The 22,492-nt window shown below is 38.0% G+C and carries 17 protein-coding genes; 10 read left to right on the top strand and 7 right to left on the bottom strand.

Annotation, left to right across the window (positions count from 1 at the left end):
• Window positions 1-2: 2 nt before the first annotated feature.
• From ACORJQ_RS03325 to ACORJQ_RS03310, 4 genes are all read right to left on the bottom strand, one after another.
• A complete protein-coding gene (locus ACORJQ_RS03325) occupies window positions 3-1,034 on the bottom strand; it encodes a c-type cytochrome (RefSeq protein WP_321326000.1) in 1,032 nt (343 codons plus the stop codon).
• A 372-nt stretch (window positions 1,035-1,406) separates the two neighbouring features.
• Window positions 1,407-2,714 carry an FAD-dependent oxidoreductase gene (locus ACORJQ_RS03320; protein WP_321325998.1) on the bottom strand — a complete coding sequence of 436 codons (1,308 nt, stop codon included), beginning with the start codon at window positions 2,712-2,714 and terminating at the stop codon, window positions 1,407-1,409.
• Window positions 2,714-3,157, bottom strand: coding sequence for a c-type cytochrome (locus ACORJQ_RS03315; protein ID WP_321325996.1), 444 nt, complete (start codon window positions 3,155-3,157; stop codon window positions 2,714-2,716). The genes ACORJQ_RS03320 and ACORJQ_RS03315 overlap by 1 nt, the downstream gene beginning before the upstream one ends.
• 437 nt (window positions 3,158-3,594) lie before the next feature.
• Complete coding sequence (locus tag ACORJQ_RS03310) at window positions 3,595-4,140, bottom strand: cytochrome b (protein ID WP_321325993.1); 546 nt, start codon at window positions 4,138-4,140, stop codon at window positions 3,595-3,597.
• A 443-nt stretch (window positions 4,141-4,583) separates the two neighbouring features.
• On the opposite strand from ACORJQ_RS03310, the gene ACORJQ_RS03305 reads away from it, so the two are divergent.
• Window positions 4,584-7,997, top strand: a complete 3,414-nt coding sequence (locus ACORJQ_RS03305) for a mechanosensitive ion channel domain-containing protein (protein ID WP_321325990.1) — start codon at window positions 4,584-4,586, stop codon at window positions 7,995-7,997.
• A gap of 24 nt (window positions 7,998-8,021) precedes the next feature.
• On the opposite strand, the gene ACORJQ_RS03300 is transcribed toward ACORJQ_RS03305, so the two are convergent.
• Window positions 8,022-8,411: an acyl-CoA thioesterase gene (locus ACORJQ_RS03300; RefSeq protein WP_321325983.1), complete on the bottom strand. Its 390-nt coding sequence runs from the start codon at window positions 8,409-8,411 to the stop codon at window positions 8,022-8,024.
• Between the two features lie 188 nt (window positions 8,412-8,599).
• Here ACORJQ_RS03300 and radC point away from each other — a divergent pair, with 188 nt between their 5' ends.
• The 5 genes from radC (at window position 8,600) to rpmG (ending at window position 13,956) form a co-directional block, all read left to right on the top strand.
• Complete coding sequence (gene radC / locus ACORJQ_RS03295) at window positions 8,600-9,280, top strand: RadC family protein (RefSeq protein WP_321325981.1); 681 nt, start codon at window positions 8,600-8,602, stop codon at window positions 9,278-9,280.
• A gap of 331 nt (window positions 9,281-9,611) precedes the next feature.
• Window positions 9,612-11,444 (top strand): PhoX family protein, encoded by a 1,833-nt coding sequence (locus tag ACORJQ_RS03290; RefSeq protein ID WP_321325979.1) that lies wholly within the window; start codon window positions 9,612-9,614, stop codon window positions 11,442-11,444.
• 183 nt (window positions 11,445-11,627) lie between these two features.
• On the top strand, window positions 11,628-13,343 hold the full coding sequence (locus tag ACORJQ_RS03285; protein WP_321325977.1) for an Aq_1262 family (lipo)protein: 1,716 nt from the start codon (window positions 11,628-11,630) through the stop codon (window positions 13,341-13,343).
• 212 nt (window positions 13,344-13,555) lie between these two features.
• Window positions 13,556-13,792 carry a 50S ribosomal protein L28 gene (gene rpmB, locus ACORJQ_RS03280; protein WP_029408318.1) on the top strand — a complete coding sequence of 79 codons (237 nt, stop codon included), beginning with the start codon at window positions 13,556-13,558 and terminating at the stop codon, window positions 13,790-13,792.
• 11 nt (window positions 13,793-13,803) lie between these two features.
• Complete coding sequence (gene rpmG, locus ACORJQ_RS03275) at window positions 13,804-13,956, top strand: 50S ribosomal protein L33 (RefSeq protein WP_028485767.1); 153 nt, start codon at window positions 13,804-13,806, stop codon at window positions 13,954-13,956.
• A 120-nt stretch (window positions 13,957-14,076) separates the two neighbouring features.
• On the opposite strand, the gene ACORJQ_RS03270 is transcribed toward rpmG, so the two are convergent.
• Together ACORJQ_RS03270 and ACORJQ_RS03265 are read right to left on the bottom strand one after the other, a co-directional pair.
• Window positions 14,077-16,779: a diguanylate cyclase gene (locus tag ACORJQ_RS03270; RefSeq protein ID WP_321325973.1), complete on the bottom strand. Its 2,703-nt coding sequence runs from the start codon at window positions 16,777-16,779 to the stop codon at window positions 14,077-14,079.
• 126 nt (window positions 16,780-16,905) lie between these two features.
• Window positions 16,906-17,115, bottom strand: coding sequence for a hypothetical protein (locus ACORJQ_RS03265; protein WP_321325971.1), 210 nt, complete (start codon window positions 17,113-17,115; stop codon window positions 16,906-16,908).
• 180 nt (window positions 17,116-17,295) lie between these two features.
• Between ACORJQ_RS03265 and mutM the strand changes: the two genes are divergently transcribed.
• From mutM to modD, 4 genes are all read left to right on the top strand, one after another.
• On the top strand, window positions 17,296-18,123 hold the full coding sequence (gene mutM / locus ACORJQ_RS03260; protein WP_321325969.1) for a bifunctional DNA-formamidopyrimidine glycosylase/DNA-(apurinic or apyrimidinic site) lyase: 828 nt from the start codon (window positions 17,296-17,298) through the stop codon (window positions 18,121-18,123).
• An 89-nt stretch (window positions 18,124-18,212) separates the two neighbouring features.
• A complete protein-coding gene (locus ACORJQ_RS03255; RefSeq protein WP_321325968.1) occupies window positions 18,213-20,990 on the top strand; it encodes a cation-transporting P-type ATPase in 2,778 nt (925 codons plus the stop codon).
• 315 nt (window positions 20,991-21,305) lie between these two features.
• Window positions 21,306-21,515, top strand: coding sequence for a TOBE domain-containing protein (locus tag ACORJQ_RS03250; protein ID WP_321325966.1), 210 nt, complete (start codon window positions 21,306-21,308; stop codon window positions 21,513-21,515).
• Window positions 21,516-21,639: 124 nt separating this feature from the next.
• Window positions 21,640-22,488 carry a ModD protein gene (modD, locus tag ACORJQ_RS03245; RefSeq protein ID WP_321325965.1) on the top strand — a complete coding sequence of 283 codons (849 nt, stop codon included), beginning with the start codon at window positions 21,640-21,642 and terminating at the stop codon, window positions 22,486-22,488.
• The last annotated feature ends 4 nt before the right edge of the window (window positions 22,489-22,492 follow it).

The following is a 22,492-nucleotide window of genomic DNA, read 5'->3' as shown; positions in this document are numbered from 1 at the left end:
CCTTAATCATCGTCATTATCTGAGTTAGCCTGAGTTGCTAACCATGCTGCTAAAGCTTCTATTTCGGCATCGCTATAACCATGTGCCTGTGCTTGCATAATAAGATCTTCTTCACCCGCTTGAATCTCTTTCATCTCTTCAATAAGTTCACTAGCACTTTCACCAGCAATGCTGTCCCAACTATTGGTTGAACTACCATTTGTGCCATGACACTGTGCACATTGAGATGCTAATAAGCGACCCGTTGTTAAGGTATATTCAGAAACCGGGGTGTAAACCGTTGTTGAAGTCGTTTCATTATCATCGTCATGGTCAGAATCTTCGCTATCAGGCGTACCGTCATTATCGTCGTCAGAATCAGCTTCATCATTTAGGCCGTCATTATCATCATCTAGATCATAAATATCATCAATACCATCGCCATCTGTATCGCCAACTCTAACGTAATCGCTGTCTTCCGAATTTATCTCACCGTCATCATCTTCATCGTTATAGACATCTGGTATATCGTCACCGTCTTTATCCAAAGAGTCATAACTTACATCTCTAACCACAACACCATCAGGTAATGTTAAAGGCAAGGCTAGAGGAGCATCTGCAACGCCATCACCATCAGCATCCACTCCTGTACGCGTTAATGAAAGCGGAACATAGCCTAATTCAAAATCTTCTGACATGTTAATCAGGCCACTTGTTACGAGCCCTGAATTTATTTGTATAGAAGTAATCACTCTTGTTGCCGGATCATCTTCATTCGTCGTCATAACTAATCGACAATCGACATTATTAGGTAATGAAATTGAGAACGGATGCTCGGTTGTGCCATCATCCGTTGAATTTACATGATAGTAAGTTCCGTCTGCACAAAAAGCTTCAATTAGAGTTCCTGGAACCGTGCCACTTACCACACTTGTTGTACTTGCCGTAGTTGCTGTAGTTGTATCTGTACTGCTACTGCCTCCTCCGCCGCAAGAGGCTAATAATATCGCTATAGATATTCCGGACAGTACAAATGGGGCTTTTGTTATTTTCATAGCCAATCCTAGTTGTGTATTTATTAAATATGTAAAATTCTTACTTGATAGTACAGAATAAAACCATACAAAACAGAGGGCATATGTCTTAATAGACATTTGTCTTAAGTACAAAAGCTTATTTTTAGAGAATTAATTTAGTAGAAATGAATACATACATTGGCATGCATATGCATAAAACAAAAAAAGCTAAATTGTTTATTTACAATTTAGCTTTATAAGATCATTGCTACACGAGTCAGGAATGAGAAAAAACAAGTTAAGATTTTCTAGTCTTAAAATAGTCAATTACCACTGCTTTCACCCTTTATTCATTCGTGCAAAACCTCTTTATATTTTGAATAAAGTAAACTTTACCAGGCCTGGTAAAATTTAACCAAAAGTATCTGCAAAGAGATTATTAGCCCATTTTAACATTGGCCCTAAATAGGCCTCACTAGGTTCAGGAGCAGCATTACCTACACTAACTACCATTGTTTGCGTACCTGAATCATATCGCCAAGCTTTACCTGCCCAGTTGATTTTGGTTTGAGTTACTGGTGCAGAACAACCCACTGTAGTAATTGGTGTTGCATAAGGTGTATCACCAGCCATAATTCTTAAAATGGCATCCGCACAAATTTTAGCTTGAGCATTAGCTGCTTGACCACCTTTAACTTGTGAAGTGGCTTGAGAATCACCCAAAACATAAATATTTTCTTTACCTGCAACAGTTGACTCGTAGGTTAATGGGTTAATCGGAGCCCAATTATCGACATTTAAACCCGCATCAAAAATAATTGAACCCGCTTTATGGTCTCCAATTAAGTTAATAACATCGGCTTCAATCGTTTGATTCGCTCCACCAGATTGGCTAAAGGTAATAGATCGACCATTTCCATCTGCATCACCAGAATTGACACTACTGACCTCTATATTAGGACGATAATCCACCCCAAATTCGGTATAAAGTGCATGAAACATATCCGGTTCTACTGAAATATCTGGCTGTGGATCTAAAACAATCACATTGGCTTTTTTATTATTCACGCGTAAATAATCGGCTACGGTACTCGCACGTTCATAAGGTCCTGGAGGACAACGATATGGCAGTTTTGGCACTTTAATAACTAAAGTTCCACCTACTGGAAAATTAACCAGTTGCTGTTGAAAATTAACCAGTTGCTCTCTTCCGCTCCAAGCGTGCGGTAGTTTAGTTTTATCCCAACCTGGTACATCAATAAAATCAATCCCAGGAGCAACAATTAAATGGTCATAATTCATGGTAGTGACACCATCTGATAATGTTACCGTTTTACCCGCCGAATCAACAGCTGTCACACGGTCTTGAACAAGATTGACACCATGAATACCCGTTAAACGATTGTAACCAAAATCTAATTTCTCAACTTCTAATTGGCTAGTCACCACCATGCCGCTCAAGATGGGAGAACTGAACTTACTATTAGGCTCAATCAAAGTCACATTAACCGTGTCTTTACCCCAAATCTTTAAATATTTAGCTGCGGTAGCCCCACCAAAACCACCCCCAACCACAACAATGTGTGGAACGGCAGCAAAGGCTTTTAAGCTTGTTAAACCAGATAATCCTGCTAACAAACCTGCACCCGTTTTTAGTAATTGACGACGAGACCAAATGGCCTGACTTACGTCTATTTGAACCGTTGATTTACTCATCATTAGCCTCCTCCAGCTGGTGTGTATATGACTTTAGAATAATAGGTTTTTAATAAATCTACTTCATCTGTCGTATAAGCCTTTGCATGCATGTACATCATATTGTCGATATATGAAACATCTTGATATGTCGTCATTGCATTTCCAACGCCACCAGGCCCATAAATGTCTGGCCAATTTGCTACTGCAACACCATAAGTGCCATGGCACTGAGCACATTGAGAAGCTAACAACCTTGCACCAGGTGCTAAGCCATTAACCCCGCTATCCAAACTTATTGCACTGTAATCTACCCCATCAATAGGAAAGTAAATACCACTATCAGCTACACCATCACTTGATGACGATTCAAAACAACCTGTAATAAAAACAGACATAAGTAACGGCATTGCCACGAGACCAAAAGACTTGGTTGAGCGCCTTATATTTTTTGTTTTTGCCTTCATCCCCCCTCCTTGTAATTATTTTTTGAGACTGAAAAACTAATACACTTTTCTAAGCCAATACGATAAAAAGCTTAATCCAAGTCTAATATTCCATATAAACGATATTAGTTCTTCACCCGAAAGGGGTAATTTAAATAACAAAATAAAAAATAGATGACTCAAATCAAGTTTTGTCTCAATTTAAGAAGCAAAAACCCACTAAATCGACGAAATAACAATGCATAAGGAAGAAGGATTTTAGCTTTATAAACAAATACTTATTAAAAAGTATATGTAGATTTAGATAATGATAAAGAAGAGAGCAATTGAATTAAACTTGACCCGCAAAAGGCCAAGTATTGTGATTTTTAAGTGATTCTTTTTAGTCGCTGCTTAAGAGAATGATGGTTGAGGCAACTATATTTCGGTTAGCCATGTTAATGGCATGGTTTGTTGAACTATTTTTTTGGCAAGATTCGTTTTAACGTATTGTCCTTTAAAACGTAATGATGGAACAACGCAGCGGCAGCATGAATACCAATTAACCAATAACCAATCTCACCCAAAAATTCATGCACTTCTTTAATCGTATGTGCCAGATCTTTATTTGGCTCTATTAAGGCTGGTAAATCAAAACCATAGAACGGAATCGACTTGTCTGCTCCGCTAAGAATCAACCAACCTAATATTGGCATAGCAAACATGAATAGATAAAGGCTGACTTTCATTGCCTTGGCTACTTTTTGCAATCTATCATCAGGTGTTGGCAATATTACTGGCTGTCTTTGCGGTAACATAATGAATAAACGCACTATTACCAATGCCAAAATAGTTAAACCCAAAGTAAAGTGTATGGTTTTCATGAAGTCTCTTGCTTCGGTTCCTTTTTCAAAAAGGTCACGCAACTCTATACTGGCAAAAGTCATGACAATAATAAGAAACATTAGCCAATGTATTCCTATCGATAAAGCGCCATAACGTTCATTGCTGTTCGTTAAACTCATATAAACCTCTCTATTTATAAAACTAAGCCATATAAAGAAAAAAACATTGTTAATCTACCAGTATACGGATAAACAATCAAAAAATAACGACATCTACTTACAAATAAACCAAAATGCAAAACCAATAAAGCAAAGATAATAATATTTGCTTGCTTTTGCAGAGTGAAACAAAATATAACTAGGAATTTTGAGCGGTTATCTGTTTAATAACATGAGAGCATCTCAACTAACCCTTGATGAAATTCAACGGGACTTAGAGCCCGCCCGTAGGGGCTTAGCCAAGTTAGCCATCTCTGTGTTGTGAAGATTTGCAATGTATAGACATTCCTTCATCTTCACGCCTTGATATGACTAACTTGGCCTTGCCTGAATTCATCAAGGGTTAATCGAGGTGCCCATAAATAAAAAACAGAATGTTTTTAAGCTAATTTAGGGGTAACAAAATGCGACTCACCGTTTTTTTAATTTGGATATTTGCCATAGTTTCTTTTGGGCAAACAGCCATGGCAGCTGATCCAGCTGAATCGGTAAACACCTCTAAAGCCATAACAGTATCCATTGATACGGTTGAAACTCTAACCCAAGCTGTTAGCCAATCTAATGCATTAAATGACACTGAAAAAAACGACCTATCATTACAGTTAGAACAAGCTAAATCATGGATTTTATCGAGTACTAAAACTCTTGAAGTTCTTAATACAGAAAAACAAAATGTGGCTGATTCAAGCAAGCGTGAACTAGAAATCAACATTAACCTTGCTCGATTAACCAAAAAATTAGAAGAGATCCAAAAGCTCACTCAAGAAGTCATCTCAAATGATCGTTTAAACACTCTATTAGACACCACTCAAAACGCATTAGATTTAGCCAATGATAACTACCTCAAATGGGATAAAGCCTTAAATCAATTTCAAGCGTTGGCAGTAAGTGGAGCCAAACAAAAAGTAAACTTAGAACAAACGCTTGAGAAATTCACCCAAAACACCTCAAATAATACGGCACCAAAGCAAACTGACTTATCTACACAGGTCAGTGTATTTAGCTTTAAGGCACGTCAAGAATTACTGCAAAACAATCTCAACCTGCTCGATTTTCAAATTAATAACTTAGGTGATTTAACTAAGAACGCCCAAGTAGAACGTGATTACTGGCAAAAAAATAAAGCATTAGAGTTACAAATAGTTAATCGTCTACAAGGTATTTTGCAAAACCAAAAAACTCAGCAAGCAGAAAACGAATTAGAGGAAACGGTTAAAGACCAGCTTGACCCTTCAAGTCCGCTCTATTCTATCCAAGCTAAGATTATTGATGTACAGCAAGAAAAAGCCAACTTAGTAAAACAAGAGCAACAAATACAACAACAAATTAACTACATTACCAATACTAATAACGCGATAGAGGCTGATTTTAGCCGCGATAAACAAATTGTTGCCATAGAAGGCTCTAGGGATATTATTGCCCAAGTACTCCACAAACGAGTTGAAAGTTTAGCAGGTTATCGGGTTAAAGAATCAACGGCATTAAAAATTAAAGACCAGCTTAACCATACCGTGTTAGCACAAATGCTATTAAGCGAAAAACTCCGTGAAGCAAACCAACTAAGTTCTAGCAAGTTGGTTGACCAAACAATTGGAAAAATCCACATAAATGACCCAAATGAATTGACTCAAATACAGTCTCAGTTGGAAGAGATTCAAGCAAAATATATTGATTCAGCCAATGAGTTACAAAGTCTATATCCTGACTTTGTTAGCAAACTTTCTGAGTTAAATGCACTTTACAACAAACGTGAGCAGTTAATTGCCAAGTATTCTCACTTTTTAGATAACAATTTATTATGGTTGCCCAATGTTCAGGCTAATTCATTATTTTCGGTTCAGGCTTTAAGCCACAGCTTACATTGGTTTTTTGACTCACAAAATAGCAATGCTCTTTTAGACGACATTAAAGAGGGTGTGAATAAACAACGAACAATGATTGCTATATGGTTATTCATAATAGCCATGCTCATTTACATGAGAAAACGTTTTATAAAAGGCCTTGAAGAGACGGCAACTAAAATTGTATCTATCCGGACAGATTCGTTTATTTACACCTTAAAAGCGGTGGGGTTCACACTGGCACTTACACTCACCCCACCACTGGTGTTTTTTGGTTTGGCCAGTTTATTAAACGATTTAAGTACTCCATCTGAATACTCGCAACGTCTTATAAACAGTTTTATCAACGCAGGTACTTTGTTGTTCATTTTAGGAGGATTAAAACAGATTTGTAGGGACAATGGATTAGCACAAAGACATTTTCGCTGGCACGAACCTACCTATAAAACTATTTACAAAGTGCTTAAATGGGCGGTACCTATCGCCGTTTTTTTAATTATCATTATTGGGTTAAACACAGATTCAACAGGCCCTTCTGATAGGCAAGTCTTAGGCCGTCTTGGCTTTATTGGATTAATGATTTTACTGACTTTAACGCTCTTCAAACTGTGGGGGCCTTCTAGTGACATTATTAAAAACACCCGTTTACAAAGCCCAAAAAACAACTGGATGCAAATACACTTTATTTGGTTTCCTGCCTTATTATTAATTCCAGCATTTTTAATTTGGAGCACCATTTCAGGCTATTACTACTCATCACTTATTATTGCTGAAAGACTCAACTTGACCATAGGCTTAATTCTCATCGCCTATATATTTAGAGAGCTCTTGCTACGTAGCATCTACTTATCTGAAAGAAAGCAGCATTTTGCAGAAAAGGTCAAACAACAAGAAGCCTTAATGTTAGCTAGACAAGCAGACGAACAAGACACACCAAAAGAGAGTGCTGACATTCCGCCGATTGAAGTGGATGAAATTAATTACGATAAACTCAGCAACCAAATTAGACAAACCGTTAGCCTTGGTTTCTTTGTGGCTCTTGCAGTAGGTACTTGGCTAATTTGGAGTGATTTACTACTTGCCCTAAACTTAATCAATGACAGTACTTTACCTCTCACTAAATCTCAGGTAATTGATGGCGTTATTCAACAAGTTCCGCTTACTTTAGGTGATTTGTCACAAGGCTTAATATTAGGCTTTGTAACGCTATTGCTTGCTAAAAACTTGCCTGGAATTTTAGAATTTACACTACTTAAATATCTACCTATTAGTAATGCAGCTCGCTATGCAACCAGTTCATTAACACAATATATTATTGCCATCATCGGTTTTATTCTTATTTTTAGAGCACTGGGGATAGAGTGGTCAAATATTCAATGGTTAGTGGCCGCTTTATCAGTTGGTTTAGGTTTTGGCTTGCAAGAAATTGTGGCCAACTTTGTAAGCGGTATTATTTTACTGTTTGAACAACCTATTAGAGTAGGCGACATTGTGACCGTTGACGGAGTGACAGGAAAGGTTTCTAGAATCCGTATCAGAGCCACAACCATAGTAAACTGGGAACGACAAGAACTCGTTATACCTAATAAACAAATTATTACTGGGCAATTAATTAACTGGACGCTCTCAGACCCAATCAACCGTGTAAAAGTAGAAGTGGGTATTGCTTACGGAAGTGATGTTGAAAAGGCGATGAAGCTTATGTTAGATGCCGCTAATGAACATCCAAGTGTGTTAACCGATCCTGAACCAACTGTAGTGTTTGATGCCTTCGGTGACAACTCACTTAACTTCATATTACGTTGCTTTGTGGATGACCTAGATCAAATGATTATTACTCGATCTAGCTTACATGAACTCATTAACAGTAAGTTTGCAGAAGCGGGCATTGAAATATCATTCCCACAAAGAGATGTACATTTAGATACCTCTGGCCCATTAGAAATTCAATTAACCAAAGGCAAAACCGCAACTTAAACAAACAATGTTAAATGTGGGCATTTAGATAGTGACCAATTTATCTAATGCCTCAAACACAACGGGGCGGCCTTTTTCATTTAAGGCTACTCCTAAGGTGCGGGCTTTAAGCATGAGTTTATCATCTGCTTTACGGTAAACATGTTGAATAAAGGCATACTTAACTCGCGACTCTTTTTCTACCTCAACGGTAATATAAAAGTCATCACCTGGCACCAAAGACTGTTTGTAATCCAGCTCAGCCCGCACCACGACCAAGTGAATACTTGCTTTAGCCAGAGCCACAAAATCAACGTTGTTAGCTAATAAATATTCATGGCGACTATGTTCTAAATAATTTTGATAGACGGCGTTATTCACCACTTTTTGTATATCACACTCATAATCACGAACTTTCATTTCAACTTTAAACATTGCTTATATACGCCCTATTACTTAATATTACTTAAATATAATTTAATATAAAAACCAAACGATTAAGGCTCTATCCAAAACAAAGGGATAAAACCTAAAGATACCAGGCCTGATAAATTTGAAATTTATAGTATCAAAAACCAAATTAAAGTCCTAAATAAACTCCACATAATAAGTGATATAAAGCTATGGCAATAAGTGATTGGCATGAAAATGATCGCCCAAGAGAAAAATTGATTAAATTTGGTGAAAACACACTCACCGATGCCGAGCTATTAGCGATATTTTTGCGTGTAGGAGTTAAAGGTAAAAGTGCGGTGGATTTAGCTCAAGATTTACTAGATGAATTTGGCAGTTTACATAATTTACTCAAAGCCAATGAAACCGATTTTTGTAAAGCAAAAGGCTTAGGGCAAGCCAAGTATGTTCAACTAAAAGCGGTGTTAGAAATGTCACGCCGTCACTTTCAATCAGGCCTAGAAAAAGGCAATGCCTTTACCAGTCCAGAACTCGTTGCTCAATTTCTCTCTCATGAACTCTCTCATCAAAGTCGTGAACGTTTTGCCATATTGCTATTAGATCAACAACATCAATTGATTGAGCTACAAATACTCTTTGAAGGCACGCTCAACCAAGCAGAAGTGCATGCTAGAGAAGTTGTAAAAGCCGTTTTAAGTGCCAATGCAGCAGCCGTTATTTTGGCACATAACCACCCTTCAGGCGATCCATCGCCAAGCCAAGCCGATATTCAACTTACCCAATCTCTAAGCTCTGCTCTTGAACTTATTGAAGTAAGAACCTTAGACCATATGATTATTGGCGATAAAGGTCGCTGGCACTCCATGGCGCAACATAATCAAATGCTTTAATCCTCAATTTACCAGGCCTGGCATACCCAGAGATCAACCTATATGTTGTAAGCACAGGGTAAATTGCAAATCAACCTATTTAATAAAAGAGTAACAATAATCCAAACATAAAATAGCAGTCATTAAGTTGATTAACTCATTTGTTAAATATAGATACTTATAATTTATTCCCAAATAATGTTTATAACCTAAATTTTCACTTCAAACGGTTAATTCCTGTCATTTTTCTTTAAACAAAATGCTATTTTCAATTAATCCAGTTGTCATAAAACCTTTCTAAAATTCATAGCCGAACTCACAACTTATTATCCAATTACTTAGAGAGAATAAAATGAAACTGAATGCATTAAACAAAGCAATAGCTATTGCCTTAGCAGCCTCAACTATTACTTTAGTTGGTTGTGTACCTGAAGATGGTGAAACTGGAGCAACTGGAGCTCCTGGTAGCATATATTCATCAGACATTCAATTTACAGAGATTGCTCCGGCGATTACTGAGGCAGAAAAAAACAGTATTAGAGCAACTACTGAAGTAACGATTGCAGGTGACTCACAAGCCATTGGCTATACAACCTTAATCAAAACAGGTGACACTAATAATGGTGAAACATTTGGTGCCGTAAAAGACTATACCGACGCGGTGATTACTGAATTAGATGGATCACCAGTTCTATGTAACGGAACTGATACTGGAACAGGTTCTGGTTTAGACCATTTCTCATTCTTACAAAAAAACGGAAAAATTTATTCAGTTGCCCAGTTTGAGTGTGCACCTGGTGCTATGTATATGAGTGAAATAGAGCAAGCTGCTGATGGTAAATTAAGCGTTAAAGCAAACTCTTTACAATTTGTTAGCCAAAAAGAAGAATTTGGTGGTTGGGTTCATTGTGCAGGTATGACAACACCTTGGAACTCACATTTAGGTTCAGAAGAATATGAACCAAACGCCGCGTCTCCAGGAGGCAGTTACTACAATGAAGTAAGTAATAAATACTGGGGTAATGCTGCTCTTAACAGCCCTTACTACTATGGCTGGACTCCAGAAGTTAAAGTAAATGCAGACGGCACGCCTGACTATACCAAACACTATTCAATGGGGCGTTTCGCACATGAATTAGCTTATGTTATGCCAGACAACAAAACGGTTTACCTTTCTGATGATGGTACAGATGTTGGTTTATTTATGTTTGTAGCCGATACAGCGGAAGATTTAAGCTCTGGTCAACTATATGCGGCTAAATGGAACCAAACATCAAACAGTGGCTTAGGTGAAGCAATTATTACCTGGATTGACCTGGGTCACTCAACCGATAGCACGATTAAATCTTTATTAGACCCAGATAATGATTACACCACCAATGACGGTATTACTTTTGCTAATATTTTTGCAACAGAAGCTCCTACAGGCACTTCTTGTCCAACAGCCGGTTTTGTTTATACTAAAACAGCTACAGGGGCAGAGTGTTTACAACTACAAGATGTGAACAATGACACAACTGTAGATGCAGCGGATGAAGCTTTGGCAGCTCGTTTTGAGACACGTCGTATGGCGGCTTATAAAGGTGCAACAACAGAGTTCAAAAAAGAAGAAGGTATCACATTCAATGAACGTGATAACAAGCTATATATAGCTATGTCGAACGTAGGAAGTTCTATGAGTGACGGTGCTGATGATATCCAAGTTGCTTCTAATGGTTGTGGTGGTGTTTACGCTTTAGACGTCGCTAAAAATGAAACTATTGGAACAGACTATGCCGTTTACAGCATGAAAGGCCTAGTCGCTGGTACGCCAACAGATTACACAGGCACACCTTTGGAAGGTAACACTTGTGATGTTAACGGCATTGCTAGTCCTGATAACCTTACATTCCTAAAAGATACTGACATCCTTGTTATTGGTGAAGACACTAGTGCACACCCTAATGATATGGCGTGGTCGTATAACATCAAAAACGGCAAGATGGAACGTATCTTTACAGGACCATACGGTTCAGAAACTACTTCGCCTTTCTGGCACAAAAACATCAATGGAAAGGGTTACCTAAGCATGACGGTTCAACACCCATTCGGTGAGGTAGCTGGTGGTTACGTTCGCCCTGCTGGGGTAGAGACAAGAACAGAAGCTGGTTACATCGGACCTTTTGATTTCTCAAAACTAAAGTAACAATTATCTAACAGAGATAATTTTAACTTTAGCACTAAAAGCCTTGTTTTAACCAACAAGGCTTTTTTATATCACATTGCTCGATCGTACAATTCGATAGAGCGATTTAATAAACAAACCACCCGCAATAGATTTTGCCTTTGTTTATTAAATCGCTTTTAACAAACATGCTGGAATCCCGTTATGAATCATTCTATGAATCAACAAAAAACAAAAAATAATATTATTGTCAAAACGCTATTCATGGCGCTAAGTGGATTAGTATTATCTCAATATGCTCAAGCGAATCAAAACATTGAGCACGTTCAAAAGATTGAATTACTAAACAATAAAATTATCAATACTGCTGGAGCCTACATTCCATCGCAATGCTATACAAAAACAAAATCAACTCGAGGTAAGGTACACAACCCTTGCTTTAGCTGCCACACAACGCCGCAAAGTCCCAACTTTATTGATGATGCAGACTTACAGCTTGAATACAGTTTTAGAGAATCAACTAGACAAAACCCTTGGACAAACCTATTTAAAGACAGAAGCCAGCAAGTAGCACAAATATCTGATAGTGACATTCTCAACTACGTTCGTACCTCTAACTACTTAGATAAAAACAATCAAATTATTCTTGCCGAAAAAATGGCTCAAGTGCCAAAAGAGTGGGATGTTAACGGCGATAAAAAATGGAATGGATATACACCCGATTGCTATTATAACTTTGATAACCAAGGGTTTGACCACAAACCCAATGGTGAACTTACTGGATGGAGAGCATTTACCTACACACCGTTTTTTGGCACTTTTTGGCCAACTAACGGCAGTACAAACGATGTACTGATTCGCTTGGCAGAACCTTTTAGAAATGATGAGCAAGGCAAGCCCAATCTTGCCGTCTATAAATTAAACTTAGCCATTCTAGAGTCGGTGATCCAACGCAAAGATGTTGAGATTAGCGCCACAGATGAAACACAATACGGTGTTGATCTGAACCGTAATGGCAAATTAGATATAAGCCATCAAATTACTTACCGTTGGGCCCCAAAAGAAGGCAAGTTTATGTCTTATGTTGGTCAAGCTAAACTATTGTTAGAGCAAAACCAGCTACATCTAGCCGCTGGGCTTTACCCAATAGGTACTGAATTTTTACATTCGGTACGCTATATGGATATAGATAACGCAGGTAGGCCAATTATGGCTAATCGTTTTAAAGAGTTACGCTACGGTATTAAAACCAACTGGAACACTTATAGCCAATTAAATAATGCCGCGCTATCTGAAGTAAAAGAACTCAGGGACTTTCCTGAGCGTTTACGCCGTGTATTGGGCAATTCTGAAGCAGGAATGCTAAATGGACTAGGCTGGGCTTACCAAGCCTTTATAGAAGATAAAAAAGGCGACCTGAGGCCACAGAGTTTTGAAGAGACACTGTATTGTATAGGTTGTCATTCAGGCATTGGCGCAACCACCGACAGTGGTTTTTCTTTTGCTCGAAAAATCAATCCTAAAGACCTAAAAAACACTTGGACACACTGGACACAACAGAGTTTACACGGTCTACCTGAACCCAAGTTTAACGATGGAACTTGGCAATACACTGAATATTTATTAAACAACCACTCAGGCAATGAATTCCGTAATAACAATGAAGTCGCCAAAAAGTTTTTTGATGAAAAAGGCAATATCAAACCCAAAGAGCTTAAAGTGCTCCATACAGATATTGGACACCTTTTACTTCCATCAAAAGAGCGAGCTTTAATGCTAAACAAAGCCTATAAAGTGATTGTAGATGAACAAAGCTATATTTTTGGTCGTGATGCCCATGTAAGACCAATAACAACCAGTTGGGATATTGTGCCAATCAATGAAAAAACTGGGGTCGTTGAGCCTATTACTCATCATTAATTATTTTTTTCATGCAAATTAGAAGCTTAGTTATGTAGGTTATTCAATTTAAATAGGAAATAAACTTGCAATCCACTCTACTTTTATGGATAATTCCGCTTCTTATTTTTAACGTTACCCACATAGCGTTATGAATATAGAAATATTCGAATATTTTTATTTATTTGAGTCCCTCTTGGGGTTCAAAAACTGTTTTTAAGAAGGATTGTGAAATGTCTAAAGTATGCCAAGTTACAGGAAAACGTCCTGTCGTAGGTAACAATGTTTCTCACTCTCACCGTAAAACTCGTCGTCGTTTCTTACCAAACTTGCACACGCATCGTTTTTGGTCTGAAGCTGAAAGTCGTTTTGTTAAGTTACGCGTTACTGCAGCTGGTATGCGTATCATTGATAAAAACGGAATTGACGCTGTGATCGCAGATATGCGTTCACGTGGTGAGAAGGTCTAAGGAGACTAACCATGCGCGATAAAATCAAATTACAGTCAACTGAATCTGCTTATTTTTATACAACTGATAAAAATAAAAAGAACATGGCTGGAAAATTCGAGATCAAGAAATACGATCCAGTAGTTCGTAAACACGTCTTGTTCAAAGAAGCAAAAATCAAATAAGTCTTACCCAGATAGATTTGAGACCAACCCGGTTCAAAAGACCGGGTTTTTTTATGCCTAAAATAAACCCAACCTGATACATTTCTTCCATTCCACCAAGGATAGTTAAAACCTTAAAGCTTAAGCTTCTTTATCTGGTGTATAGACAACTACCTGATTACGTCCATTTTGTTTAGCTTCATATAACATTAGATCAACCGTTTTAAACAAGTCTTCAGCATTTAGTTCTCTAGATGGCTCTGAATATACACCGCCTACTGAAATGGTGACCACATCATTTATAGCCCCTTCATTTTTAATAGCTAATGCCTCAACCTGTAAACAGACCTTCTTCAAGTATGTCTCAAAATCTTGCTGAGTTTTAAAACGGCAAATCACCATAAACTCTTCACCACCAACCCTAAACACATGATCATTTGCACGGTTAAAGGCATCTTTTAACACGTTAGAAATTTGTTTTAAAACCAGGTCACCTTGCTGATGTCCATAATTGTCATTTACGGCTTTAAAGAAATCTATATCTAACATTACTAACCCTAAAGCCAGGTGTTCTCGTTGACTGCGACGTATTTCTAACTCAATTATTTCATTGTAATGACGGCGATTAAACAACCCCGTTAACACATCGCTTACAGACAATTTTTCAATCCGTTTTTTATCAGTAATATCCACCCTTGTTGCCAAAACACGATTAACATTACCCCAAAGGTTCTTATTAGGTGTTAGGGTTAGTTCTATCCAGTAACTCTCTCCCGTTTTTTTTCTAGCCTCAACATCTCCAACCCAGGTACTGCCGGACATTAATAGAGCATGTATATGCTCAACAAACTCCGTAGGAATATCTTCACGTGCCAATTGTAAATAAGACATCCCTTTTAATTCTTGATGACTATAACCGGTTAATTTCATAAAAGATTTACTTGCCCAAATAATGGTACGAGAATTTAAATCGATTTCAGTGGCTAATGAGAGTTCGTAAATTTCACGAATGTACTCTTTTTGTTTACGTTTTTGATAGGCATAAACCATCAACAACACTAACAGAACAAAAATAATAAGAAGAGTAGGAATTAAAATTTGCAGTAATTGCTTGGTATCTAAATTATTGACAACCTTAAGCTTAACCCAACGAGAAAAAATCTCTTCTCGCTCGGCTTTTGTCACCGAGGCTAAGGCTTTTTGCATAATACTAAACAAAATCGGTTCACTCTTTTGCACACCCATAGCCAATTCAAAGTGGTGTGGAAACTGCCCAACAATACGAATCCCTTCCATGCCAAACTTACGAATATTAAAGTTAATCACTGCCAAATTGCCTAAATAACCATCAGCACGCCCATCTATAACAGCTGATAACCCATCAACCACATTAGGTACTACCATCAGTTTAACTTTAGGATAGTGTGTTTTTAAAAACTCATGTGACCAATAATCTTTAACCACCGCAACTGTGTAACCTTCTAGTTGCGAATAATCCCCAACATAAGCCGACTTTTCTGTCGCCGCTAGAGCCACAGGAAACGAGAGATATGGCTTAGTAAATCGCATATATTGTTCACGGTCAGGGGTAGCGACTGCACAAGTGTACAAATCAATTTTGCCCTGTTCTGCTAAACGAGTAACGCTTGCCCAAGAATCAGAAAATTCTGGTTTAAACTTAACGCCTAATTTTTTCTCAAAAAGTTTAAAGTAATCGGCAGACATACCACTATAACCATTTACAGAATCAAAAAACTCAAATGGCCCCCAATCACGATCCGTACCTATAGTAATTACAGGATGTTGATGCAAATAATCCAACTCTTCTTTACTATAGGTAGTTCGGCTAGCATCAAAAATAAAGTTTTGCATCTTGATTGCCGAAAATTCTTGATCAGTTATTAAGCCAATGTCTTTTACAGTCGCCGCCATTGACATTAATTTGATTGGATCAACTGAACCTATTGGAGTATCGCCAGTTTTTACATATTGCGTTGTGGCACGTGCTTCCGCCAATAATGATTCCCTATCTTTAACTACTAAATAGTTTTTTATTATGTAGTCGACTATCTCGTCTTGATGAGCGATGGCATATTGCCAACCTTTTATTGTGGCCTTTTTAAATGCTTCAACCATAGATGGATTAAAATTTGCATTTTGCTGAGTGGTAATCACCAAATCACCATAATTTTGGACACCATAGCCTTTAGGGTCAACAAGATAAAAAGGGATATTTCTCTTTTTTAAGCGATAAGGCTCATTAGTTGTGTAGGCGGCATAAAAATCTACTTTGTTATTCACAAAGTCATTTATATCTCCTGAAGTTGCTAGCCTTTTTATTGGGCTTTTAACTATATAATCTGCTTTGTTAAGTAAGCCACTTATCTGTAAGCCATTATGATACATAACCGTTTTACCAGATAATTGAGAAAGATCGTCAATCGGCTCATGCGACAACAAAACTAGTGGCGAAAATTGAAATGATGCCATAACCAAAGATACAGGATCTCCTTTGGCATAATTAGCCAATACATCACCCTTACTAGTTCCAAAATCAGCCCGACCTTCAATCACCTCTTTAACCACATTGATGCCAGATTTCCAGTCTTTAATTGTGACATCTAAACCCGCTTTTTTATAATAGCCTTGTTTTTTAGCTGCATAAAAACCTGCAAATTGAAACTGATGATTCCAATTTGTTTGAACACTGATAGGAGTTAGGCTTTGCGAATTTTCAAAGCTCTTTGATGATGCTGGTGCTGGTAATAGATTATTTGACGATTGGCTTGCTAAGACGGAAGCAGAAAAACTAACCAATAAAACAGATTTAACAAAGGCACACATTAACCTTTTAAATGGTTGAAATACATTATTTATTTGGTTGTTATTCCGTGTCATTTACTTAGTATATGTAAGATTTTAAATAAATGAAATCAAAATCACCATAAACATTGTGGGGTAAAACAAAAACTACAGCATTTTTTGACCATAATAAATTGCTTTGGCTGCCCGCATTGCTGGCGGGGTCTTATCAAAGTGACTTAAAACAGGTCTATTTTCAAAAGAACGTTTTGCCTCAAATGCCTCTTCACAATTGGCAAAAGCCGCTACAACCCGAGCACCAAATAAAACGACAAAATCACTACCATTAAACTCTACTAAATAATTTGAATTAGACATTTAGCCTCCATTTACTCACTATCTTATTAATGTTATCGGCCAAATAGTCAATAACTTGTTGATTATCTAAAACTAAACACATTTTATGCCTAAACCTTAATGTATCGATTTACGGATATCTGACGTTTTGCTTTCGCTTTGTTTACAATATTGTCAATTTCATTAAATTAAATAGTTACCATGCCAGAATTACCCGAAGTAGAAACCACACGAAAAGGCATTACTCCAAAGGCCAATCAGCAAACTATTAAAGCCTTTGTAGTGCGTAATGCTAGCTTACGCTGGCCAGTTGATTTAAGCCTCACTAAAAAATTACCAGGCCTGGTCATTCAATCTATAGATCGAAGAGGCAAGTATTTATTACTCAAAACAGAGTTAGGCACCCTACTTATTCATCTAGGCATGTCTGGCAACCTCCGAGTTTTACCCGAAAATACCCCAGCCCTGAAACATGACCATGTAGATATCATTTTAGAAAACGGATATTTAGTGCGTTTAAATGATCCCCGTCGTTTTGGTTCAGTACTTTGGCACCCTGCTTCAGCTGGTTCAGTTGAACAGCATAAGCTCCTGGCTAAATTAGCACCCGAACCTTTAACAGATGATTTTAATGGCCAATACTTTTATGAAAAAACTCGCAACCGCAAAGTAGCCATTAAAAGCCTAATCATGAACAGTGCAGTTGCCGTAGGTGCTGGTAATATTTACGCTAATGAATCTCTATTTATGAGTAAGATTCACCCCCAAACCATGGCTAGTAAACTGACTAAAAAGCAATGTGAGTTATTAGTTAGCAATATAAAACGAGTACTTTCAGCAGCCATTGAACAAGGCGGCACCACACTTAAAGACTTTATGTCTCCAGATGGAAAACCCGGTTATTTTGTTCAAAAACTGAATGTCTATGACCAAGCTGGAAAACCTTGTACCGTTTGCGGCACCCTAATTGAGCGTATTATTCTTAATCAACGTGCCAGCTATTTTTGCCCAAAATGCCAGAAAAAATAATCACTTAACTAAAAAACCAAAAAGCACCTTCTCTCTAACCATATAAAGTTGATATGATTAAACGACAGATACATCACAAATGACTATTAATGGAATTTGCAGTCGATATGGATAACTTAAGAGAGAAGCACTGGCATCATCATCCATTATCAGAGATGGATAACTTGCTGGAGACAAATAGTCACACAGGTTTGAATTTACTCACGGTAAAAGAGCGTCAGCTGTTATACGGTGCTAATCGACTTACTCCTCAAAAGGGCAAAAGCCCTCTTATTCTGCTTTTACTTCAATTTCATCAACCACTTGTTTATATTCTTTTAGCCGCAGCCATCGTCACTTTTCTTTTGCAAGAATGGGTTGATAGCGGCGTTATTTTTGGCGTTATTTTAGTTAATGCCATCGTTGGTTTTATTCAAGAATCAAAAGCATTAAAAGCCATTGAGGCTCTATCTCAAAGTATGGAAGGGTCAGCAACCGTTTTGCGTGCGGGTACAAAAGTTACCATTCCTTCCCAAGAGTTAGTTTTAGGCGATATCGTTTTACTTCAATCTGGTGATAAGGTTCCTGCTGATTTACGTTTGGTACGTTGCAGAGAGTTACAAGTGGATGAATCGGCCTTAACGGGTGAGTCGGTTCCATCTCAAAAAGATTTACAGCCACTCCCATTAGAAACCTCTTTAGCCGACCGAAAAAACATGGCTTACTCATCAACCCTGGTTACCTATGGAACGGCGGTAGGTATCGTGGTTGAAATAGGTGATAGCACAGAAATTGGCCAAATCAATACGCTTATCAATAATGCTACGACCTTAGCCACACCATTAACCAAAAAAATCTCTGAATTTAGTGAACTACTTTTAAAAATAATACTTCTTTTAGCAGGCCTCACTTTTGCTATAGGCTGGTTTCACGGACAGCCTTTGCTTGAAACCTTTATGGCGGCAGTTGCTCTAGCGGTTGGTGCGATTCCTGAAGGCTTACCTGCGGCTATGTCTATTATGCTCGCGATAGGAGTCAATAAAATGGCTGCACGTCATGCCATTATCCGAAAAATGCCTGCAGTTGAAACCTTAGGTAGCACCACCGTTATTTGTTCTGACAAAACAGGGACTCTGACCCAAAATCAAATGACGGTTCAACAAATCTATACTGACCAAACACATTATGAGATAACCGGTACTGGCTACAACCCACTAGGAGAGATATTAAACAACGGACAACCTATAGAATCCTTTCAGACCTTAACCGCTAACAGTGAACATAAAGCCCTTTCAGAAACCCTTAAAGCTGGCTTATTGTGCAATGACTCTAGAATCTATGAAAAAGCACAACAGTGGATGATTGAGGGTGATCCAACTGAAGCCGCCTTAATTTCTTCAGCTTTAAAAGGCCAGTTCAACACAGATGAGCTGAATCAATCCTATCCCAGGTTAGACACTTTGCCGTTTGAGTCACAGCACCAATATATGGCTACTCTGCATCATTTAGCAACTTCAACTCAAGAAGAAACAAACCGAGCAGTCATATACATTAAAGGTTCTGTTGAAAGCATATTAAAACGCTGTGAAAACGCCTTAAGCAATCACAATCAAATCATTGCTCTTGATACCGATCGCATTCATCAAGAAATTGATTTAATGGCATCCAAAGGCTTAAGAGTATTAGCTTTTGCTAAAAAAATCGTTTCTGCTGAAACAAAAAACGTCACTCATGAAGAACTGAGTACTGGGTTAATATTTTTGGGTTTACAAGCCATGATGGATCCACCTCGCCAAGAAGCCATCTCTGCAGTAAAAGCGTGTCAAGCAGCAGGCATTCATGTGAAAATGATTACCGGCGACCATGTTGCTACTGCAGCAGCCATTGCCAAACAAATAGGTTTAAAAGGCACAGCAAACAAAACAGACGAACACTATGCCTATAGCGGACATTCGCTTGCACAACTCAGTGACAGTGAACTCATTGAAGTCGCTGAAAATTCTGCAGTATTTGCTCGTGTGACACCAGAACAAAAATTACGTTTGGTAGAGGCATTGCAATCTAAAGGCCATGTTGTTGCTATGACAGGCGATGGAGTTAATGATGCCCCTGCTCTAAAACAAGCTGACATCGGTATTGCTATGGGGTTAGGAGGCACTGAAGTAGCTAAAGAAGCCGCAGATATGATTCTTACGAATGATAACTTTGCCACCATTGAAGCTGCAGTTGAAGAAGGCCGTTCGGTCTTTGATAACCTGGTCAAATTCATCACTTGGACTTTGCCCACCAATGCAGGGGAAGGTTTGGTCATTTTAACCGCCATTATTTTTGGTCTTACCCTACCCATTACACCCGTTCAAATTTTATGGATTAATATGACAACTGCATTGTTATTAGGATTAATGCTGGCATTTGAAAATAAAGAGCCAGGTCTAATGACTCGCAAACCACGCAAACCCAATTCACCTATTATTAATCCAGAACTGGCGATTCGTATCTTAACCGTGAGTGCATTAATGCTAGCAGGAGCTTATGGCTTATTTAATTGGGCAATATACACAAACAACAGTCTAGAAACTGCTCGTACTTTAGCGGTAAACATGTTTGTATTTGGCGAGATTTTTTATCTCTTTAATTGCCGTTCTTTACGCTTTTCAATGTTTAAAATAGGTTTTTTCTCAAACCCTTGGCTACTAGCAGGCGTAAGCACAATGGTATTCATTCAAATTCTATTTACTCATTCCACCACAATGAATACTTTATTTGGCAGTGCACCACTTTCGTTGCTGCAATGGGGTGCTGTGATACTTTCTGGTTTAAGTATTTACATCATTATAGATATTGAAAAACGCCTGAGAATCCATTTAGAAAACCGTTTAAAAAGCTGAACAAAAAACCGCCATGCCAAGCTAATCTATAAAGTTCGTGCTATTTTTTTAATAAAAGCCTTGAAACAAACAATATGAATATGTTCTAATTACTACATCGATATGTACTAAACAACATATTGAGTATTCAACCTCATAAATCCTTGAGGTTTTTTTACAAAACTCGTTATATACAAAAGTATACTTAGGTATGTAAGCTTAATAAATTATAGACCCTTTTGCTTTCTGTCATTTATCAAAAGGACTTTGCCCAGAACTTCAGATACTCTGGGTGCTTTAAGCTTTACAAAACCTTTTCATCAAGAAGGAAAATAGATGAAATTTAGTGCACGTAACCAAATCAAGGGCATTGTAAAAAGCATCCACGAAGGTGTGGTAAATACCGAAGTGGTGATTGAAGTTGCTCCTGGTGTTGAAATCGCCTCGATTATTACCAAAAGTTCTGCCGATAACCTCGGCTTAACCGTAGGTAAAGAGACCTATGCATTCATAAAAGCCAGTAGCGTTATGCTTGCGGTTGAATAATTTCTAGTTTTTTCTTTGTTGCTTTAACACCTTTAGCCCGACTTAACTCGGGCTTTTTTTGTATTTCCCCTCATTACTAATTATTTTCAAACATCTATCAAAAACACCAATCTTGAGGAACCGTATGATATTTTTTCAAACACACGAAATTGAAGCCTGGATTAATGAAGATGCTCCGCTCATTGATTTAACCAGCCATCTTCTAGAGATTCATGAACAACAGGCAATATTGACGGTTCGCACTCGGCACGCTACACGCTTAACCTTAATGGAAGAAGCCGCACGTATTTTTGAAATTTTAGGAGCACAAGTCTGTCTACAACTACCTTCTGGAGAAGACGTCGAATCTCAGAAAATCATTTTACAAATCAAAGGCCGTGCAGATGCATTACACCGTGGCTGGAAAGTTGCCATGAACCTACTAGAATATTTTTGTGGGATTGCTACACAAACCGCTCAAATGGTTGCCGAAGTACAGGCAGTTAGTGACATACCATTATTGGTGACTCGTAAACACTTACCGGGAATGAAAAAACCGATGATTAAAGCGATTCTCTCCGCTGGAGCTCACCCCCACCGTTTAGGGTTATCAGAAACCATTTTGGTGTTTGAAAACCATCTTAATATCATTGGTGGTCGGGATGCTATTGCAGAACAAATCCCGCTCATTAAAACGGCCGCCTGCGAGAAAAAAATATCAATTGAATGCGATACCTTAGAACAAGCAATACAAGCCGCTCAAGCGGGTTCTGATCTGATTCAATTTGATAAAATCGAGCTCAACCAACTTGCTCAATGGGTAAAACAATTAAAAGCTCAATACCCGCTACTCACAATTATTATTGCTGGAGGCATCACACCACAAAATATTCAAGATTACGCTAAAACAGGGGTTGATGGCATTGTATTGAGTTCGGTTTATCACGCTAAACCAGCTGATTTAGGCGTAACCATCAATCTCATTGACCGTTAATGAC

Source organism: Thiomicrorhabdus sp., assembly GCF_963662555.1.
Lineage (GTDB): Bacteria > Pseudomonadota > Gammaproteobacteria > Thiomicrospirales > Thiomicrospiraceae > Thiomicrorhabdus.
The sequence above is the reverse complement of the archived record's forward strand: the minus strand, read 5'-3'. Positions and strand labels throughout refer to the sequence as shown.